Origin of the sequence: Mesorhizobium erdmanii USDA 3471, from assembly GCF_000472705.1 — a bacterium.
Classification (GTDB): Bacteria; Pseudomonadota; Alphaproteobacteria; order Rhizobiales; family Rhizobiaceae; genus Mesorhizobium; species Mesorhizobium erdmanii.
On record NZ_AXAE01000035.1, the window covers coordinates 42,347 to 60,843 of the forward strand.

General features: G+C 58.7%; 14 protein-coding genes and 2 pseudogenes. 3 read left to right on the forward strand and 13 right to left on the reverse strand.

Annotated elements, in window-relative coordinates; translation table 11 throughout:
- Positions 1-45: 45 nt before the first annotated feature.
- The 3 genes from A3AU_RS0125190 to A3AU_RS0125200 are packed head-to-tail and all read right to left on the reverse strand — an operon-like array spanning position 46 to position 3,681.
- Complete coding sequence (locus A3AU_RS0125190) at positions 46-1,224, reverse strand: glycosyltransferase family protein (RefSeq protein WP_032918097.1); 1,179 nt, start codon at positions 1,222-1,224, stop codon at positions 46-48.
- Positions 1,221-2,465 (reverse strand): glycosyltransferase, encoded by a 1,245-nt coding sequence (locus A3AU_RS0125195; protein WP_027055353.1) that lies wholly within the window; start codon positions 2,463-2,465, stop codon positions 1,221-1,223. The genes A3AU_RS0125190 and A3AU_RS0125195 overlap by 4 nt, the downstream gene beginning before the upstream one ends.
- 1 nt (position 2,466) lies before the next feature.
- Entirely contained in the window at positions 2,467-3,681 is a 1,215-nt protein-coding gene (locus A3AU_RS0125200) for a glycosyltransferase family protein (RefSeq protein WP_027055354.1), read from the reverse strand.
- 878 nt (positions 3,682-4,559) lie between these two features.
- Between A3AU_RS0125200 and A3AU_RS1000000136965 the strand changes: the two genes are divergently transcribed.
- Both A3AU_RS1000000136965 and A3AU_RS0125215 read left to right on the forward strand, forming a co-directional pair.
- Entirely contained in the window at positions 4,560-5,723 is a 1,164-nt protein-coding gene (locus A3AU_RS1000000136965) for a RelA/SpoT domain-containing protein (protein ID WP_245235568.1), read from the forward strand.
- 301 nt (positions 5,724-6,024) lie between these two features.
- Positions 6,025-7,707: a tetratricopeptide repeat-containing sulfotransferase family protein gene (locus tag A3AU_RS0125215; protein WP_027055355.1), complete on the forward strand. Its 1,683-nt coding sequence runs from the start codon at positions 6,025-6,027 to the stop codon at positions 7,705-7,707.
- Between the two features lie 419 nt (positions 7,708-8,126).
- Here the strand turns inward: A3AU_RS0125215 and A3AU_RS0125220 are convergent, their stop codons facing one another.
- On the reverse strand, positions 8,127-9,311 hold the full coding sequence (locus tag A3AU_RS0125220; protein ID WP_027055356.1) for a porin: 1,185 nt from the start codon (positions 9,309-9,311) through the stop codon (positions 8,127-8,129).
- A 326-nt stretch (positions 9,312-9,637) separates the two neighbouring features.
- On the opposite strand from A3AU_RS0125220, the gene A3AU_RS1000000137345 reads away from it, so the two are divergent.
- Positions 9,638-10,360: an antitoxin Xre/MbcA/ParS-like domain-containing protein gene (locus A3AU_RS1000000137345; protein WP_051355466.1), complete on the forward strand. Its 723-nt coding sequence runs from the start codon at positions 9,638-9,640 to the stop codon at positions 10,358-10,360.
- Between the two features lie 60 nt (positions 10,361-10,420).
- On the opposite strand, the pseudogene A3AU_RS1000000137350 reads toward A3AU_RS1000000137345, so the two are convergent.
- The 9 genes and pseudogenes from A3AU_RS1000000137350 to A3AU_RS0125290 all read right to left on the reverse strand — a co-directional run.
- Positions 10,421-10,645 (reverse strand): annotated as a pseudogene (locus tag A3AU_RS1000000137350) (ornithine cyclodeaminase); the annotation flags it as partial.
- Positions 10,643-11,550 (reverse strand): annotated as a pseudogene (locus A3AU_RS1000000140485) (adenylate/guanylate cyclase domain-containing protein); the annotation flags it as partial. The pseudogenes A3AU_RS1000000140485 and A3AU_RS1000000137350, both read right to left, overlap by 3 nt.
- Positions 11,551-11,897: 347 nt before the next feature.
- Complete coding sequence (locus A3AU_RS01000000136085) at positions 11,898-12,920, reverse strand: ABC transporter transmembrane domain-containing protein (protein WP_154674658.1); 1,023 nt, start codon at positions 12,918-12,920, stop codon at positions 11,898-11,900.
- Positions 12,917-13,543 (reverse strand): cation-transporting P-type ATPase, encoded by a 627-nt coding sequence (locus A3AU_RS1000000141000; protein ID WP_027055360.1) that lies wholly within the window; start codon positions 13,541-13,543, stop codon positions 12,917-12,919. Before A3AU_RS1000000141000 ends, A3AU_RS01000000136085 begins: the two co-directional genes overlap by 4 nt.
- Positions 13,544-13,696: 153 nt before the next feature.
- Positions 13,697-14,140, reverse strand: coding sequence for a hypothetical protein (locus tag A3AU_RS0125265; RefSeq protein ID WP_032918099.1), 444 nt, complete (start codon positions 14,138-14,140; stop codon positions 13,697-13,699).
- A 492-nt stretch (positions 14,141-14,632) separates the two neighbouring features.
- On the reverse strand, positions 14,633-15,700 hold the full coding sequence (locus A3AU_RS0125270) for a cyclic nucleotide-gated potassium channel (protein WP_027055362.1): 1,068 nt from the start codon (positions 15,698-15,700) through the stop codon (positions 14,633-14,635).
- 272 nt (positions 15,701-15,972) lie between these two features.
- On the reverse strand, positions 15,973-17,043 hold the full coding sequence (locus tag A3AU_RS0125280) for an adenylate/guanylate cyclase domain-containing protein (RefSeq protein ID WP_027055363.1): 1,071 nt from the start codon (positions 17,041-17,043) through the stop codon (positions 15,973-15,975).
- A gap of 3 nt (positions 17,044-17,046) precedes the next feature.
- The gene (locus tag A3AU_RS0125285) at positions 17,047-17,541 is read right to left on the reverse strand and encodes a Rab family GTPase (protein WP_027055364.1); all 495 of its coding nucleotides are present in this window, start codon (positions 17,539-17,541) and stop codon (positions 17,047-17,049) included.
- An 11-nt stretch (positions 17,542-17,552) separates the two neighbouring features.
- Positions 17,553-18,491 carry an OmpA family protein gene (locus tag A3AU_RS0125290; protein WP_470362433.1) on the reverse strand — a complete coding sequence of 313 codons (939 nt, stop codon included), beginning with the start codon at positions 18,489-18,491 and terminating at the stop codon, positions 17,553-17,555.
- Between the last annotated feature and the right edge of the window lie 6 nt (positions 18,492-18,497).

Below are 18,497 nucleotides of genomic sequence, written 5' to 3' on the forward strand. Positions count from 1 at the left end.
TATTCGTCCAAAAGTGCATGGCGCTTGCATGCATCCATCGTCTGTTTACTCATGAACTTTTCCGAAGCCGGGTCCCACTTTTGGCGACCATGTTCGATACCTCTCGCGCAGGATTTGCGCCGAGCGACTGGCGCCTTCCAGATCAAGACGATGCGCGGCTGGCGTCGGTCCCACAAGCGCCTGTTCAATCGCTTGCGACAAACCTTCAGGGGTCAGGTCCTTTTCCATCAGGACCGTTGCTAGGCCCAGTTCTTCGAGCATCAGGGCGCGAACCGTCTGCTCGGTTTCCCCTCCGACCGCAAATGGAACGAGCAGGGAGCGACAACCCGCGCGCAGGACATCGCAGACCGTGTTGTAACCCGCCTGCGACACCGACACGCGGGCACCGGTCAGCAGGCTGGCAAAATCCTCGCGAAACCGGAAGATGGATAGGCCCGGCGTGGCATCGCCTGCAATCGCGTCAAACTCGTCTTTCGGCAGGTTCGGGCCGGTGATCAGACACCATTTCCAGGCGTTGTCTGCATTGCGCGCCGCCGCGATGGTGGACCGGACAATGCTCTTTCCCGCGGCCCCGCCGCCAACCGACACCAGGACGTCGAAGCGCTCGGAGGCCGCGGGCGCCCGCGGTGCGGCAACGAGCCCTGTGTAGGCGACCTCGGCCCTGATCGCCCCGGCCGGTGGAAATGTCTTGCCGATGGCTGCGAAAGCCGGATCGCCATGGACCATGACAAGGTCGAAATACCTGTTGACGAGATCGACCGTTTCCTCGTTTCGGCCCGGCTTGACGCGCTCCTGAAGGATGTCGCGCACGGACGTCGCCAAAAACGATCTGGGCGACGTCGCTTCGATGGCCTCGATCAGCGGCAAGAGTTCGAAACGCATCTGCCGGCGCCCAAAGGGAAACGCCTCGACAATGACGATATGGGGCCTGCAATCCCGAAATGCTTGCAGCAACATCTCGGAGCGCGATTTCTTGAAATCATCGTTGATGGGTTTGCCCTGCAGGTCGACAAGCCCGGAAAATCCTTCATCTCCGGAGGTGACAGGCGGCAAATTTACAGATTTTACACCCGGTCCCGGAAAGCCCGGGATCGGCGCTCCGCCGGTCACGACGGTTACGTCAAACCCGTCATCGGTCAGAGCAGCCGCAATGCGGCTGGCGCGCGCGAGATGGCCGATGCCGAGCAGGTGCTGGACATAGAAGAAAGCGCGCAGCCGCTTCATTCGGCGGCCCGCCACTCCCGCTCGAACAGGTCCTTGAGCTGTCCAATGCTTGCCAAATGATCGAAATTGCCGCGGACGCGCCGCTCTGCGGCATCGCCGAGTCGGGCGCGCAGCACGGGATCACGGATCAGGCGCTCCAGCGCTTGTGCCAGGGCAATCGGGTTTTCCGTGGGAACCAGCAGCCCGGTTTCATCCGGCGATAGAAGCTCCGGCACGCCGGAAATATCGGTCGACAAGCAGGCAAGCCGCTGGCTAGCCGCCTCCACCAGAACATTCGGCAGACCGTCCCGGTCGCCATTTGCGGTAATCCTGCAGGCCAGGGCGAAGATGTCGGCGCAGCGGTAGTGCTCAAGCACCTCCTCCTGCGCAAGCGCGCCTTTCCAAGAGACGCGACCATCCAGTCCGAGCTTTCGCGCCAGCGCCTTGAGCCCTTCCAGTTCCTCGCCGCCGCCGATATGCTCGAAACGCCACGCCAAATCACCAGGCAAGAGGGCAAGGGCCTCCAGCAAGGTATCGTAACCTTTCTTTTCAACGGCGCGCCCGACACTCAGAACGACAACCGGTTCGTCCTGCGCCGAGCCGTCATGCTGTTTCCGCGTCTCGCCGAAACTGCCGAAGCGATCAAGGTCGAGCCCATGATAGCTCAGATGCACACGCGCGTTGCCGTTAGCGAGTTTTTTCAGACGGTCGAACCCGGTTTTCGTGCAAGTGACCGTCCAGCGCGCCGATGCAAGCTTGCCAACCAGATCCCAGTCCGCCGAAGTCCAGATATCCTTGGCATGGGCCGAGCAGCTCCAGGGCAGACCACGAAGCTGGCTGGCATAGCGCGTCACCGATGCCGGCGTGTGCGCGAAATGTGCATGCAGCCAACCCGCGTCTTCCGGCCATTCGGCGGCCAGCACGAGCGCTTGCCCGAAGCGGCGCGCGCGATTGCGCGTAAAGTCGCGGGGGATATCGGCCGCCAGCGATCCGAGAGCGCGCCAGAAGCCCGGCCGCAGCAGACAAGCAAACAGCGAGCGAACCACGCGCAACGGCTCGTCATGCAGATATTCCGGCAGATAATGGACGGGCGCTTTGATCTCGTCATGCACGGGGTGGCGTCTTGCGTCGGTCGGCCGCCTGAGCGCGACGAGTATCAGTTCGAACCCCGAACGCTCCAGACCGAGCAATTCCTGCGCGATGAAGGTTTCCGACAGCCGCGGATAGCCCTTCAGGACCACGACGATCTTGCGATGTTGCAACTCAGTTCATGCCTTCAATGACCGAAAGGTGATGGCCGGCCCGCCGGTCGAGCAGTTCCGCGACGATTTCGGAAATATGAGGCAGCCCTTCCAGCGTCAGATGCGGATTGCTCTGCGATGGGCGGGGCCGGTTTGGCAGCATTTCCAGTGCATTGGCAAACCGCTGAGAATCCTCTGCTTCTTCCGGCAGAAGCATCTCGATGAGCCCAAGTTCGGCGGCGCGCCGTGCACGAATCAGTTGTTCCTCGCGAGGCTTGACGCGCGGCACGATCAGCGCCGGTTTGTCGAAAGACAGTATCTCGCAATAGGTGTTGTAACCACCCATCGCCACCACCGCCTTGGCGCCGGCAATCAGCTCTTCCATGCGGTTGTCGAACTCGATGATGTTGATATAGGGGATCTTGGACCCCTTTTTGAGCAGCTTGTTGCGCTTGCGCGCTGGCATGTAAGGCCCAAGCACGACTAGAGCCCTATGCTGCAATTGCGGATCCTGCTGATAGGCATCGATGACGTCGTGAACCAACTCACCGCCGTCACCGCCGCCACCGGTGGTAACGAGGATATAGTCGCCCTCGGGGCGGTGGCCCGGCAACTCGTTCTTCTGCAGGCTCCGTTGCAGGAAACCCACGAACTTCATCTTTGCTCTGACAGCCGGCGGTACATCCAGGCCGGTCAATGGATCGTAGAAATCCGGCGGACCGTAGACCCAGACCTTGTCGTAGAACAGACCTATCTTGCGCATCACATCCCTGCGTGCCCACTCTGCTTCGAGCAGATGCGGCGCGTCCATCACCTCGCGCAGGCCCAGCACGAGCGTGGTGCCCCGTGTCTTGAGGTAGGACAGCGTGTCTTCAATCTCACCTCGCAGGCCGAGCGGTTCCTTGTCGACGATGAGGATATCCGGTCGGAAGGTCTCGGCTGTGTGGCGGATGATTGACTGGCGCATCCTTAGCGTCTCGTGCAGATCGATATCCTTTTCCAGCGAGGTGTATTCGCCGTTGCGCAGCTTGATGACGCTGGGAATCTTCACGAAGTCGACACGGGCGCGGTAGTCGAAGGCGCCAGCGATAGGCGCACCCGAAATGATAAGCACCTGAAGTCCGCGAAAATCCTCGACCAGCGAATGCGCGATCGTCCGGCAGCGCTGCAAGTGCCCGAGCCCGAACGTGTCGTGGCTGTACATAAGAATTCGAGCATTTTCTGAGTGTTGGGTCATTGTTGAACGTCTTTTCGAATTCTCGCCTTGAGGACCGTGACAAACCCGCAGGCTTCGAACCCGCCCGGGCTCTACCGACCTGTTGTGAAACATGAGGACGAAATTTTCAATTTGTATTACCAAAAAACCTTAGATTGCCCAGCCAAACTGGCTGCCCTGCGGACAATTTCGCCCGGCGGCCTCGTTTGATGCCGCAGCCGCAGCACCAGATTCAAAAGGCGTTCCTCTCGTTGGAGCCTTTTGAGCAAACAGGCGGCTGGCATAACGGGCAGGTTCCAGGAGCGGCAGGCTGTCTTAGGATTCTCGCGCCTCGTCGTGCCGCTCGATCTCACGTATTAGAGTCGCGACTGAGGTCACCCCAAGCATCGCCAGAACTGCGATGGGCGATAGTGAAGAAGCGAACGTCCCCAAAGACTTACGCCTCCTCGTCCTCGGAACAGGAGCGATGTTGCCCACAACCCCTTCCCCGAGGGCAGAATGCGTCCGTCGCACGTAGCAGTTTAGGTCGGTGCCTCTAGGCCATCCCCCGACCGCCAGGAGGCGCCCAGCGTCATTTCGCAGGACGCGAACCTGGCGCTTCTCGAAAGTCGGCTCCATTCGCGCTTCCGTGCCTGCTGCTGTCCTTCGTAACCCAGGCCGGCGGTCGCGGCCGGCCGCCTGGCAATTCGAGCAGCCAAACTGCCCGACGAGATCCTGACGTGTCGAGCCGTGGTCCGGCCCAGCCATTCTACCAGTGCACCGATGCCGAGCTTTGTCGATTTGCAGCACTTCGGGTGCCAGTTGGTCGCGCGCGACAAGGTGTCGGCCAGGGTCTTTACGGGCACGGCCATCTCCGTTGAAAGGGGGTCGCCGCAGCGTACCCCAAACGGGTATGGTCCATGACATCTGATTCCTTCGCGGTAGTCCCGCCAGTCCAGAATGAGGCGGACTACCTTGACTTCATGGGTCCAATGACTGAGTACCCGCGCCTTGCCTACAGCATGAAAGCCGTTCGCAAGGTAGGCGACCAGCTGGCAAAACCTATTCAGTTCGGACGAGACATCACTGTCGGCCACTACGTGGACACGCTCGAGATCTTCTCAATCGCCAATAGCTGGCGCGACTCGCACTTTCTGCCGATGCGGAGCGTTCGGTTCTCTGTCGGTCACCACATGAGAACCCTTCGACTGAAGGGCGATATGGCATCCCGCCCGAAGCGTATGGCATCCATTCGTCGGAAGCTCCGCGAGTCCACCACGAATTTGGACACCATGGACGACATCGGCGGCTGCCGAGCGATCATGGCCGACATCAAAGGTGTTCGCTCGCTTCTCGCATCGATGCGAGAGAATTTCCCCCACGAGATCCACACTCGGGAATTTAACTATATCGATGAACCGAAGCCGGACGGCTATCGAAGTCACCATATTGTTTTCAAGTACCGGCCCAAAAATGCCGACACTGAGGCTTTCGAGGGACGACGCATCGAATTGCAAGTTCGGACCAGACTTCAGCACTCGTGGGCAACCGCAGTTGAGGCTGTCGGGCTATTCCGGGGCCAGGATTTGCAGCACGGAAAGGGCGAGCAGGACTGGCTACGTCTGTTCCAGCTTATGTCGGCGGAATTCGCGCTCGTTGAGCAGTGCCCCGTTCATATCGGTGTTCCGGATCACAATGACCGGGTGCGGGAATTGCGGGATATCAATAAGCGAATAGGTGCGACCAGGATACTAGAAGACATTCAGAATCTCACCCACTACCCAGAGAACTTCGTACGATCAACGGAAAAATCTCGATACTATTTGATCCAGTATGGCGGAGATCATAGCGTAACCATCGAACCATATCGGACGCTTATGTTAGGTGCTCGGACATTGGAAGAGATAGAGAAAAAAATAGAACTAAGGGGTATTGATGTAAAGGCTGTCTTGGTGGAGGTAGATAAGGTCGAAAAGCTAGTTGAAATGTATCCGAATTACTTCGGAGATGTTTCGCTATTTGCTCGTAAGCTGAAATCCATCTGCACGGAGAAGGCGGCTATCGAATACAGTCTGGCGCCGTAACCGAAGCCCTACGAAAAGACCGATTATGGTTGGCTTAAGCATCGCTTCCGTCTGAAGTAGCCGGAGCAAGTGCCTTCCTCGGCAAATTTCGCCCTATTGCCCGTTCAAATCCTTGCCGCTTTCCTCTAGCCCCCGAGCGGCTTCCTTGAACCACCCGGATTGCTCTTTCTGATTAAGCTTTCCAATCTTTTTTCCGGGTGGCTTTCGGCGCTATTTGGACGGTCGCCAGCCGCCGCCAAACTCCGACATTGACAGCATAGCTCGACTGGATTCTTCCTGTGCATTTTGTTAGCAAGGTTCAATGAACAATCGTCTGCCGCCCGCCTGGGCAAAGCACCTCAAGCCTGGTCCCGCTTCGAAGCCACGCTTGCCTCAAGCAAATCCGACAGTGGCAAAACAACTCGTGCGCGCCGCCAATGACGCGCGTGCGCGGGCTGATGACCAATTGCTGATGCAGGCGTATGAACATCAACAGGCCAAGCGGCTGGCAGAAGCTCAGGACATATGCCTCGAGGTGCTGTCGCGCACGCCGAATCATCCGCTGGCTCTCTACATCATGGGTACCGTTTGCCTGGGCTACGACGACGAAGCGGCTTTGCGCTATTTCGGACGTGCGATCGCCGAGGAGCCTAGAAATCCCTACTACCATCTTAGCCTCGGCGAGGCCTATGAGAAGCTGAGTGAATTTTCAGTTGCCGTAAAACATATCCAGTATGCCTTGGAAGTGCGGCCCGATCTTATAGAAGCACTGTGTGCCTTGGGGCGCGTATATACCCAGTACGGCAAACCCGACCTAGCCTTGCCGCTTTATGAGAAGGCGCTGAAGATTAACCGTGATCACCCCAAGGCGCGGATCGGTATGGCTGCTGCGCTCACTGGTCTTGGGCGCATGGAGGAGGCCGGCGTCTTTCTTAAGGAGGCGATCAAACGCCGCGTCGACGTAGGGGCGGCGTACTACGACCTTGTGCAGACCCGAAAATTCACCGAGGAGCCGGCCGAACTCCAGCCGATCCTGCGCGAGTTGGAGAGCCCGGGACTTAAGCCGGAGACGAAAGCGAGTCTCTACTACGCCGCCGGTAAGGTGGAAAACGACCTCAAGCGCTATGCGGAAGCCTTCGACCATTTCAAAAAGGCGAAGCAGGTCGAGGGCTATAGATTCGACATAGACCAGTACCGCCGCTTCATTGACGCATCGATCGAGACCTTCACGGCGGACTTCTTTGCCGAAAGGTCCGGCTACGGCAATCCTTCGGAAGCCCCTGTGTTCGTGGTCGGGATGCCGCGTTCCGGCACAACGCTTACCGAACAGATATGCGCCAGTCATCCGGAGGTCCATGGCGCCGGAGAGCTCAGCAAACTGAGTCGGGTAGCCAACGCGATGGGTCTGCAATTCTCGGCTTCCGATTTGAAAAAGCCGGTCATGATGGTCACTGAAGGCTTGTCCAGGACGTTGGCCGAGGAGCACCTATCTTATTTGAGGGAGCGCGCTCCAACCGCACAGCGCATCGTGGACAAGATGCCGCACAATTTCGAACTGATCGGCCTCCTCACCCTCCTTTTTCCCAATGCCCGCATCATTCATTGCCGTCGCGATGCCATCGACAATTGTGTGTCATGTTTTGTCCTGCCCTTCAGCTCGGCGCACAGCTACAATACAGATCTGCAAGCGCTTGGCCTCTACTATCGCGAATATGACCGCCTGATGCGTCACTGGGACGAGGTTTTGCCAGGTCGCATCTTTGAAAATCGCTACGAGATGCTTGTGGACGACCAGGAGGCACAGTCACGCCGGCTCATAGACTATTTAGGGCTGCCTTGGAATGACGCATGCCTCCGCTTTTTCGATAGGGAAGGGGCGGTCACCACGCCTAGCCGATGGCAGGTCCGTCAGCCGATCTACAAATCCTCCGTTAAGCGCTGGAAGAATTTCCAAGGTGAGATCGCCCCCCTGATCGAAGCCTTGGGTGACCTGGCCGACACCTGATCTTCGGTAAAGCCGCCGTAAGGGCGCGGCGGTGCGCCGGGAGGCGATGCGTTGAAAGCGCGTCGGTGGTTCTATTCTTAGTGAACCGGTTGAATGTGGCCATCGCATGAAGCCGGTTTCGGCAGCTATCAGCCGCGCCTGACCTAAACCGGTACCCCATCTTCGAAAAAGATCGCACTCCAGCCGAACGCCGCAGCTGGCTTGCGTCCGAATGTGCGCGGTGCTGTGCGGGTAAGTCCGCGATTCCCGGCGGTTTCGGCCGGAACTGCTTCAAGACACTCAGACAGGATCGCCAGGCGGTTTGCGGAAAGGCGATAGGTCACAAAGGCGCGGCGGCGAACTAGCGCAAGATTTGCGCGTACAAAATGAAAAACCCGGCGGTTGCCCGCCGGGTTTCCCTGTCCCAGAAATATCTGGTCTTAGAACGAGCGCTGGAAGCGGAGCACGCCGCCGACGCTGTTCTTCTTGGTACCACCGGTCCAGTTGTAGTTGTTTCCGGTCCCATCAAAAGCGTCGTCAAACTTACCTGCATGCACGTAGTCGACTTCGGCTGTGACAGTGAGGCCGGGAACGACGTCATAAGCGACATTCGCCGCAATGCCGAGGTTCTTCCACTGGTCGTACGAAGCCTGGAGGTTGAACGAGGTCTTCTCGTTGAACTTGTAGGTGCCGCCGCCCCACACCGCCCAGTTGCCGCCCCACGGCTTATAGAAGCCGCGATCGCCAGCCGGATCATGAATGGTGTTATCGTCGAGCTTCCCGTGGCTGCCGTAGCCGCCCATGATGAACAGCGACAGTGCGCTGGAAACGTTCACATCCAAGCGGACCTTGCCGGACACCGATTCGTAGTTGCTGTCGTAAGCAGCGACGCCGGTGATCGCACCCCAGCCCTGCGTCCACTTCACACCGCCGACGACGTGCGGAACATAGCTGTCGATCGTGCCGACGCCATAAAAGTGCCCGTACTTCTGGTTGCCGCCGCCCGAGCCTTCTTCAAGCGAGACTATGGCCGAGAAACCGTTGCCGGCGTCGAAGGTGTAGCTGATCAGGTTGGTGTCGAAGCCGCCGTAGGGGACGAGCGTGTCGTTGATGACGTTGCCGGCGTAGCCGATGAACGTATCGAAGGCCGATTCGTCCTTACCAACGCGGAGACCGCCGAGCTGGATCCAAGCGAAGTTCAGTGAGATCCCAGTGTTCCCAGCGGCGTTCGGATCGTAATCGCCATTGTGGTTTTGGAAGTTGATGCGGGTCTCGGTGTAGGTCTTCAAGGTGCCGAGCTCGGTTTCCTGGCCGGTCCAGGTCTTCAGCGAGAAGCGAGCATGCTTTTGAAAAGTACCCTGGTCCTTGCCGTCGACGACGTCGTGGCTGCGAGCACCATCGAACGATCCGATGTCACCGACGCCGATGTCGTAACGGATGTAGCCGCCAATGCGCAGGCAGGTTTCGGTGCCGGGGATGTAGAAGTAGCCAGCGCCGTAGACGTCGCAGATCTTGACGTATTCAGCGGGTTCCGGCTCGGCAACGACGACGGCGTCGGCGGCGCGCGCACCGGAAACTGCGATCAGGGCCGCAGCGGAGCCGAGGAGAAGGCTCTTAATGTTCATTTTCTGACCTCCAGTCAAAAGTTAAAAAACGGGTCTGGGTATTCTTTGCTGAAGGACAGCGTTCCCTGCCCCATCCCCACTACCGAAAAAGATGCGCACCGCGCCGCTCCTTCGAAATCGACATTACCCATCGGAGCATCGTGATCAACCGAGATCGTCGCAGGAGTGTCCCTGACCGACTGCTATCCGAATTGCCTGTTGCAGAAACGTCACGTTTTCGCCTCTTGATAAACAATTTGGTAACGAATTGGCCTTGCCTGGGCCCGGCACCATGTTCTTTGCATGGCGAGAATCGGGCCGCAGCCGAAACTGGAATCGGAGAGAAAATGGTTACCCGAAGGCGTCTGTCGAAAGAGCGTCACAAAGAGAAGCTAGCCAACCGAGAGGCTTTGCAGGAAACACTCTTTCTAGCGATAGAGAGTGTCCTGCAAACAGATGGGCCGAAGATGCGCTTGCCTGCCATGAGGGTGGCATCCGAGTTGGCAGCGATTATTGTGTCTCAAATAGTTTGCCAGACAGACGCTGTGCAGCGAGCATTCAAGACGGTTGAGGACGACATCGCCAGTTATGCCACCGAATTTGCGGCCGATCTGGTGCAAATCGCGACCGGGCAAGTTTCACGACGGCTGGTGCGGTTCAAGGCAAGCCTCCCTGAGCCGGAAGCGACTCTACCGCTAGCTGATGATTGGGCTGGCCCCGTCGCGGGCCCTACAGAGATCGAGCGGTTTTACGGAATCCCGCGCTCGACGTTATATAGGTGGCAGAAACACAACGAGGCGGTGGCTATCAATACCCGGACCAGCAGCAAGCCTGTATTTCCGTTGAGGCAATTTGTCGATGGCCGGCCGCTGCCTGGCATTGCCTCGACAATTTCAATCGCGGGTAGCCAACGTGAGGCGTGGAAATGGTTGATTTCGCCAAATCCAGACTTTGCTGGCGACGCGCCGCTCGACTTGCTGGCATCGGGTAAGGTCGATTTGGTGGTGGAGGCGGCGGGACTTTGGGCTCGTAGTCGAATATCGCATGGCCTCGTTTTGGTGAAAACTTGATCACCTTGGTAGCAAAGATCAGGTGATAATCATGCCATAGCGGACATATTGATGGTGCGCAGCGGTCGGGATGATCATTTCGGTAGGCAGCATCGGGTAGCCGCTACCGACGGCAAGCACGCCCAAAGTGGGGACCGTTTGCAAGCCCCGGCGCATGTTCTTTGGATGGCCGTTGACATATTTGAAGCCATAGAGCCGCCAGTCGTTCGTCGGCATAAGTTCCATGACGCCGTCATGGCTGTGCGATGCAATGCGAGGCGTCTTGTCGAAAAGCTCCCAGCGGCGATCGAAGCGGTCGGCCCAAAGGTGTCCGCCGGTTTCCGGATCGATCAACTGAGCGTAATCCTACCGCGGTTGCCTGCGCGGCGGATGCTCCCTTCGAACACCGAGCGGACACCGAGATCACTGGCCACCCGCCGCAGGTCGAGAGCCTTGCCCTTATAGGCGAAGCTCGAATTGCGCGCGATCACGGCAGGCCCTCGACCTTAGAGAGATCGGTGATCACATCCTCGGTTATCCCGGCGGCGAAATATTCCTGCTCAGGATCGCCGCTCATCTTCTGGAACGCCAGCACGGCGATCGAAGGCTTGTCGGGCAGCGCGAGCTGTGGCGAAGGCTTGTCCCGCACAGCGGGCTCCGCAGGGTGCCGCGGGCTTCGCCTGAGCAGGACCCGACCAGCAGGGAAAAGGCTCGGACCGGATCGGCGATGTTCTTGAGTTGCACCGCGCCGCGATCTTTGATTGCGAGATCGAGCCTTGCCTCGACCTGCCAGCACGGTTGCTCGGAGAGACAGGCGCTGCCCGGCTCGCAGATGCCTTCGAGCCGCGCGGCGATATTGACGCCGTCGCCCATCAGATCGCCGTCGCCCTCCTCCACGACATCGCCCAGATGGATGCCGATGCGAAAGTCAATGCGGCGGTCGGGCGGCAGCCCGGCATTGCGCTCAACCATGCCGTCTGCACCTCGATGGCGCAGCGCACGGCGTCCACGACGCCGCGAAACTCGACTAGGGCTTCGTCCCTGTGCGCTTGACCACGCGACCACTATGCACGGCGATCGTCGGATCGATAAGATCGCTGCGCAGCGCCCGCAGCCGAGCCAGGATGCGATCCCTCGTCCATGCCGGCGAGCCGGCTGTAGCCGACCACATCCGAGACTAGAATTGCTGCCATTTGCCGGTTCTCACTCACCTCGCGCTCCTCTATCCAGCCGACTGCAGCCAGAATAGTTCCGTCCCCCTCACCATAGAGCCGTTGAGCATAGGGAAGATAGCTCCGAGCCAAGGGTCGGAGGGTCCGAATAGGATATACCCGGAGTCGTTCGAGCAGGTCGGCATAGCGCTAGAGCTGGCGCAATCAAGACGTCCAGCCCTGTCGCTAGCCGCGTTTGTTTTCAAGCAGGGGCCAGCACATCGCCAGGGGCGAGATGCTGAAGTGTTCTGGGTGCCGTAAGGCGGACGAAAATCTCTCATGTAGGCGGAGACGATGACCTAAGAGGAGCACCAGTTCCCGGAACAAGCTGGCGGGCAAGACATCGATCAACGCTGGCTGTGCGCGGAATGTCCTGTTTGCGCGGGATGATCGCCATCAACCCACTGGACGATCATCCGGAATTGCACTTTCGCTTCCGAATACGTGCGATAGAAGTCGAGAAGTTCTCCTGTGGGTTCCGACAAGCGTTGGAAGCCCGAAATGAAGGCGACGACCGTGCCGATCGTCGTCTGCCCGCGGATCACAAGATAGCCGCCAACGATCAGCACCATCAGGGACCCCAGCGCGTTGGCTATATTCAGCAACGTCTTCAGCCCGAATTTCAAGAAATAGAATTCAATGCGATTGCTGAAGATGGTGCGTATGGTGCGAAAGGCCGCCCGGCGCTTCGGCGAGTGGCTGGCGAAGGAATTGACTGCTTGGTTGCCAAGCCTTCGAACCAGCGCGACCTGCCGTTCCACCAGTGAGTTCAGGTCCTTCTGCATGTGAAGCGCAAGCAGGATCTGCGGCAGGAGTGACACGCCGCTGACCAGAGCGATCACCGGCTGCATGTAGATCATGTAAGATACGACGGAGATCATCATCGTGACGTTGACTACGCATTCGGAAATGCTGGTGCCGACAAATCCGCCAACATAGTCGATCTCGTTGCCAATGATGCTTGCGGTCTGACCACTCCTTGCGTGGTCGCGCGCGGACCTTTGCGTGGCGACGAGAGCGAGTTGGTCGCGGGCCGTCTTCACCACGCTCTCTCCGACCCAACCCTGATAGACGATCATTGCGTATTTCAGCCCCGCATGCAGCAGTATAGCCGCAAGATACAGGCCGCCGAGCATCAGAAGCGCTCGTACGTCCTTGTCGGCAATCGCCACATCGACGATCCGTCTCTGCAGGTCGATGGGGATGAAGTTGGCCAAGGCAACCGAAATTGCGATCACGCTGGTGTAGACCTGATGCGTGCCGCTGGCTCGCCGGACAAAACTGGGAAACTTCTCGCCCGGACGGATCGCGTCGGCCATCGGCTTAAACGGGGCGAGGCGCCTTGCAATTGTCGCGAAAATGCCGCTCACCTTCGGTACGCTCCAGTCGCCTCCAATTCCGATCCAGCCGATAAGAGCAACGCAGCCGGTCGGTGACCAGCTGAACGGGCATCCGCAAGCAGGGCCCGTACTGTCGCTCGGCCATGCCTTTCGCGCTGGCGTTGTCCCGGCTGGTGCCGGTCGTGCTCAAAGAAGAGCCTCTCCGACCATTCCGAGACAAGGGCATAGGCGATCGTGATGCGCTGCCTCAAAGCGTCGACTGTGTGAGACGCGCTGCACTCCTGATTGAAGCCGAGACCGCAACTCCCGGGGATGATTGCTGCGATGCCCGCCTCGCAGCCTTCACGGACAACACAGGAAACGATCGCCGCGACGATCCGGATCAAAACAAGCGAATTGCAGAACCGCAGCAACAGGACCGCCAACGCATGTTCTCGCCGGTGATCCGCGAACGTGTTTGAACGGTGGCGCGAAAGCCCGTTGCGCACCTCGGCCGAGGTCAGCCCGGTGGGCCGAGTACGGCATTCCTGCATTACCTCGATCGCCGGTCGCCACCAGTAGGGCTTGCCAAGGCCGCGCCAAGTTGGTGAGGCTGAGTTATTGATCATCGCGGTTTGATAGCGCAGAAGGCCGCGTGGCTCCTTGATCAACATCAAGGCCGGGATAAGCAGGCAGGCTGCACGATAGTTGCGCTGGAGAACTCAGAGCGTTGCGTGACCCGCAACCATCGTCCTGCCGGAGCCGCTGATAGGTGCTAGAATTTGATATCTACGGGCGGTCACTAAACGCTGCCTCTCCGCCTTCGATCATCTCGGAGACGCTCTAGCGAATATCAGCCAAGTCCAGGCCGCCAGATCATAGGCGATCCCTGGCAGGCCCCTGCCCGTCATTTCGGACACATTGATTTGGTCAGAGCTATAAAGCCATTGAGCAAACCGCTTTGGCCACTTTCGAAAGCGACATGCGGTCTTGCTGCGATCAGGACTAGGTTCGACCAACTGTTCTGGATGTTTTTTGAGGAAAGCATCCATCGTCTCGACGTCACCGGTCTCCCACGCTTGTTTGAGTTCCGCGTTGGCAAATTCCAAAAGTTTTCCGGTTCTACGGAATGGGCCGCTAGCGAGGTCAAAAAGCTCTTTCTCGGTTTTTTGAGCCCATGCCCTAAAGTCGGCTACGCGCGAGCCCGTCAAGGACAATTTGGCCAAAGTGCCACCCTGATCAGCTAGCCTGACCATCAGCGGCGCATACAACTCCTTCAGCCGGCTTCTTCAGCGATAATGGCGTTGAATAAATCGGTCGGCTCCGTTCCGAAATTGACCATCCTTGACTTCGAGGACACTGATGCTGGCGAGCGCGTAGAGGAGGCGCGACAGAGGTCTCGATTCTGCGTGGCCCCAAGGCTGCCGGCAGTCGCAGCATCCCCACCGAGCCGGGTGAAGATGCCAAGGTCCAGTCCGCCTCGAAGCGCTAAGGCTCGAGGGCACCGCAGCGATCAGTCTGTCGATCCGCGCAGAATCCATCATGTCACGCTCTCTCCGCGATCCAAGCCGACGTCGAAGCAGCTCCCATAAGCTTGAGCGGCCGTTCTCAGGAAAGTGAAGGTATAGTCATTATTTCGAGTGACCGACACGATGACATATAGACACGGCCGTGGTCGGCGTACCGGCCCGCAGCACACTGAGACCGTCAAGGTTTTCGTCATCCCGCCTGCCAGGGCAGCCCCGATCTCGCCGAGGAAACGGTCAAGCGCTCCCCGCCGCGCCGCGCCGCTCGAGCGCGGTCTTGCGGATGATTTCCGCGATCTCCGGGCTGCTGCTGCACAGCATCTGGAAATCCGCCGAGTGCAGTGACAGGAGTGAAACCACCGTTGCGGCACTGACGGTCGCCGAACGTGGTTCGCCGCTGATCAGCGCCATCTCGCCGAAGAAGGCGCCGGGGCCAAGCTCCACCGGATTCGGCGTCGCGACGCTGACGCGCCCCTCCACGACGAAGAACATCCGATCACCGGGCTCACCAATGCGGCAGATCACGGCGCCCGCCGGCACCGTACGAGCTCTTAACGCGCGCACAATCTCGACCAGGACAGCCGGGCCGAGCTGCTGAAACAGCGGCACGGCTGCGACCAATTGCCAATTGCGGACGAAATCCCCGCGACGGACTTCTTGATAGAAGCCAGTGGCAAGAATGCCTGCCCAGAGCCCGAAGATGCCGATGCCACACATCATGACCGCACCGGCAAGGACGCGGCCGAAGAAGCTTTGCGGGATGGTGTCCCCATAGCCGGTGGTGGAAAGCGTGACTACCGCCCACCACATTGCTTGGGGGATACTGCCGAACTTTTCCGGTTGGATGTATCGCTCTAGGACATAGGCCGCGAGCGCTACGGCGAACAGAACGACGCCGAAGAGCGTAGTGACGCCGATCAGATTGCGCGCTTCGTTGGCCAGGACCCTGCCCAGCACCGGGAAGAAAGTCGAGTCGCGCAGCGGTTTCAGCAGCCAGACGGCACAATAGAGGCTCCAGTCGGTCGTGCCGACGAACAGAAATGCGGCGAGTGGAACCAAGACCGCGAGAACGTCGATGGCGATTGCCGGCGCCCTGTTCCCTACGTCTCCCGCCCGGCGTTTGAGCAGCGTCCCGGCCAGTTGCAGGAGATAGGCGCCCCAGATGACCGCGAGCAGGGCAGCCACCGCCAGCCTGCTTCGTCCGGACATGTCCGGTATCGTCAGCGCAGCCACCGCCAGCAACCCAGGCGCAGCCAGCACTGCGTTGAGCGGCGCGTATATTCTTAAGAAAGGCAGTACTGACATTCTATGCCCACGGCCGGCTACTATCGTCCAGAATAGGATGCCTTCAAGCCAAGCGCAAAGGTGCTTTCTGTCGCTACGATGTGCACAACCACGGTGAGCCAAGATGTCCGGGATTGCTTCGTGGCGGGACGTGAACGGACAGTCAACCGACGAGAACGACCCAGGACAGGCCTTTGGCGATCGCTCGGTGGACGACTGCTTCGCGGACAATCGAAGCTATGATGTTTGACCAGTTTGAGATGTAATCCGGCTCGGCCCTGCCAAGCTGCAAATCAAGCCGGGAGGCGCCACATTTGCACTCGACCTGTACCACGCAATTCCGTTTCCGCGAGTGGGTCACAAGCAAAATCTGGCCCAAGCAGTTTGCGGGTTGTATCCGAAATACGGATTTCATCGGGCTCCGCGGACGTTTGAATCCGTGCGGCGAGATTAACTGTCTCGCCCCACAGGTCATAGGCAAACCGCTTTTTGCCTATGACGCCGGCGACGATCGGCCCTGAGTGAATTCCAATTCTGAGCCTTAGCCGTTCTCCTGCGAAGCGTTCGTGCTGAACCGCATTCCGCAGTTCAAGTGCATAATGCGCGAGGGCTTCCGCATGATCGGATCGCGCGGCGGGCAGGCCAGCGACCACCATCACACAGTCGCCAATTGTCTTGATCTTTTCGCAGCCGTATTGGTCCGACAGCCGATCCGCCGCCTTGAAGAAGTAATTTAAGATTGCGAGCGTCATCACGGCTCCGACGCTTCGCGCTCTTTCCGTAAAACCGACGATGTCGGCAAAAAGCACACTCACCTCTGCGTGGTTGTCGGCAATTTGCTCATCTGACTTCAACCGCTCCGCGATCGACGCCGGAAGAATATTGAGGAGCAGGGTTTCGGCGCGGTGGTATTCACGCTGAAGTCCCTCTTGGCTCTCCCTCAACGCCTCGTTCATCGCTTGTAATTTCTCGTTGAGTTGACGCTCCCTCTCTTGCAGGAGCGTCATTTCATAAGCCTTCTGCTGAAGCCGCTGCCTATTGTCGCGTTCGGCAGTGGCGTCGAGAAAGAGCAGCCACACGCAGGCATTGTCAGCAAAAAGATGAAGGTCCGCAACACGCCCGCTGGGCAGTTCGACCATGGCCATATGATATGGAAGCTCCGGGCAAGGCAGCAAACCTTCCATGAATTCAAGCTGATCGGTAACAGGCTGACCGATGCGAAGCGATGAGAGCCCGTAATGTTTAACGTTACCGCCCTTCGCGGCTACGCAAAGCTGGGCGTCAATTTGCAGGTATGCGATAGAGTGCTCGTTGTAAAAAAAATTATAAATCCAGCTTCCGACTTCTTTTGGCAATCTGCGCATGGTCTATTTGGTAACCATCGAAGCAAGTTGGCGAAACGCATCGTCAACATGTTCACCCGAAAGCGCACTTGTAAGGTAGATTTGCCATCCAAGTTGCCTCAGGCCGTTGATTTCACCGTCCGAGATTGCCCACCGATCGACAAGATCGGATTTGTTGAACAGCAATACAAACGGCATAGTGCCGAACTCGGCCTCGACCCGTTCGCGCAGCGTGAGCGCCGCGGCAAGAGTAGCGGCCCGGGTTCCATCGACAACAAGCACGAGCCCAGTCGCGCCTCGCACATGGCTGACGCGGAACGAGCCGATATCGTCTTCGCCGGCCAAATCCCACAAAATCAGATCCACGGTTTTGTCCTGGAATGCGACACTCTTCTTGTCGATTTTCACGCCCACCGTGGTCAAGTAAGTCTCTGAAAAGATGCTTTGCACGAACCTGCGAACCAGACTCGTTTTTCCGACACCGAACCCACCCAACATGCAGATTTTCTTTTGCAGCATCTCGAGCCCCACTAGTCCAGGTTTACCGTAATCGAAACCCGGCGATTGGTGGAACTCCCGGTTTGACTATTTTCAGGCACCAGCGGCTCAAAGGTGCCCGCGCCCCGGACCTGCAGGAGTTCCGGAGCAACGCCGCGCTTGTTGAGAAGCGCACGAACCGTCTCGGCGCGGGCGGCGCTGATCGACGCGTTGGCCGTCTCACGGCCCGTGGCGTCTGAATGGCCGGTCAACATGAACCGCGCCGTGACGCCTGACTTGCGAGCATTTTCGGCAAATTCCTTTAGTTGTTCCGCCAATCTGTCGAGAACCGGCGTTTGCTCTGGTCCCGGCACGACTTTACCGGAATAGAAGAAAATATCGGTCGTCTGGATGGCGTCTCTCAAATCATTAAGTTCTGCAAGGTCCAGCTCACGCAGCTGCGAGACATCCAGCACCACGCCGTCCGCCGAAAGTTGTTCGGCGGCGGCCCGCGCGCGGTTGATCCAGTTGGCAGGAGCCTCGCCCTCGGCAACGATACGACCCTGGATGATCGAAAGCAGAACCGATTTCGGCGGCGTCAGAGATGCCGTCAGCCGCTTCACCACGAACTTCGGGTCAAGGCTCTGATAGAATTGCCACTGCGAATGAACGATGGCAGGATCAATCTCCGTTCCGTGCAGCAGAGCTTGCGGGTCGGTGGCAAGCGGGTCTCTCAGGCCGGAAATGTAGAACTGTCCGCCCCTCTCCGTCTGCTGTGCGACGATGATTCCCGGTTGGGCCTCAAGTCGCGACACATAATACTGCCAANGCTCCGCCGCGCGTGCTTCGGGGCTCACGTCACGAACCTTGGAGATGTCGAATTCCGGTCCGCCTGCCGAAAGCTGTCGGGCCGCTGCGCGCGCCTTATCGATCCAGGTGTCGGGAGCCTCACCCTCGGCAACGATGCGATCATTGACGATCGAGAATCGCACTGTATG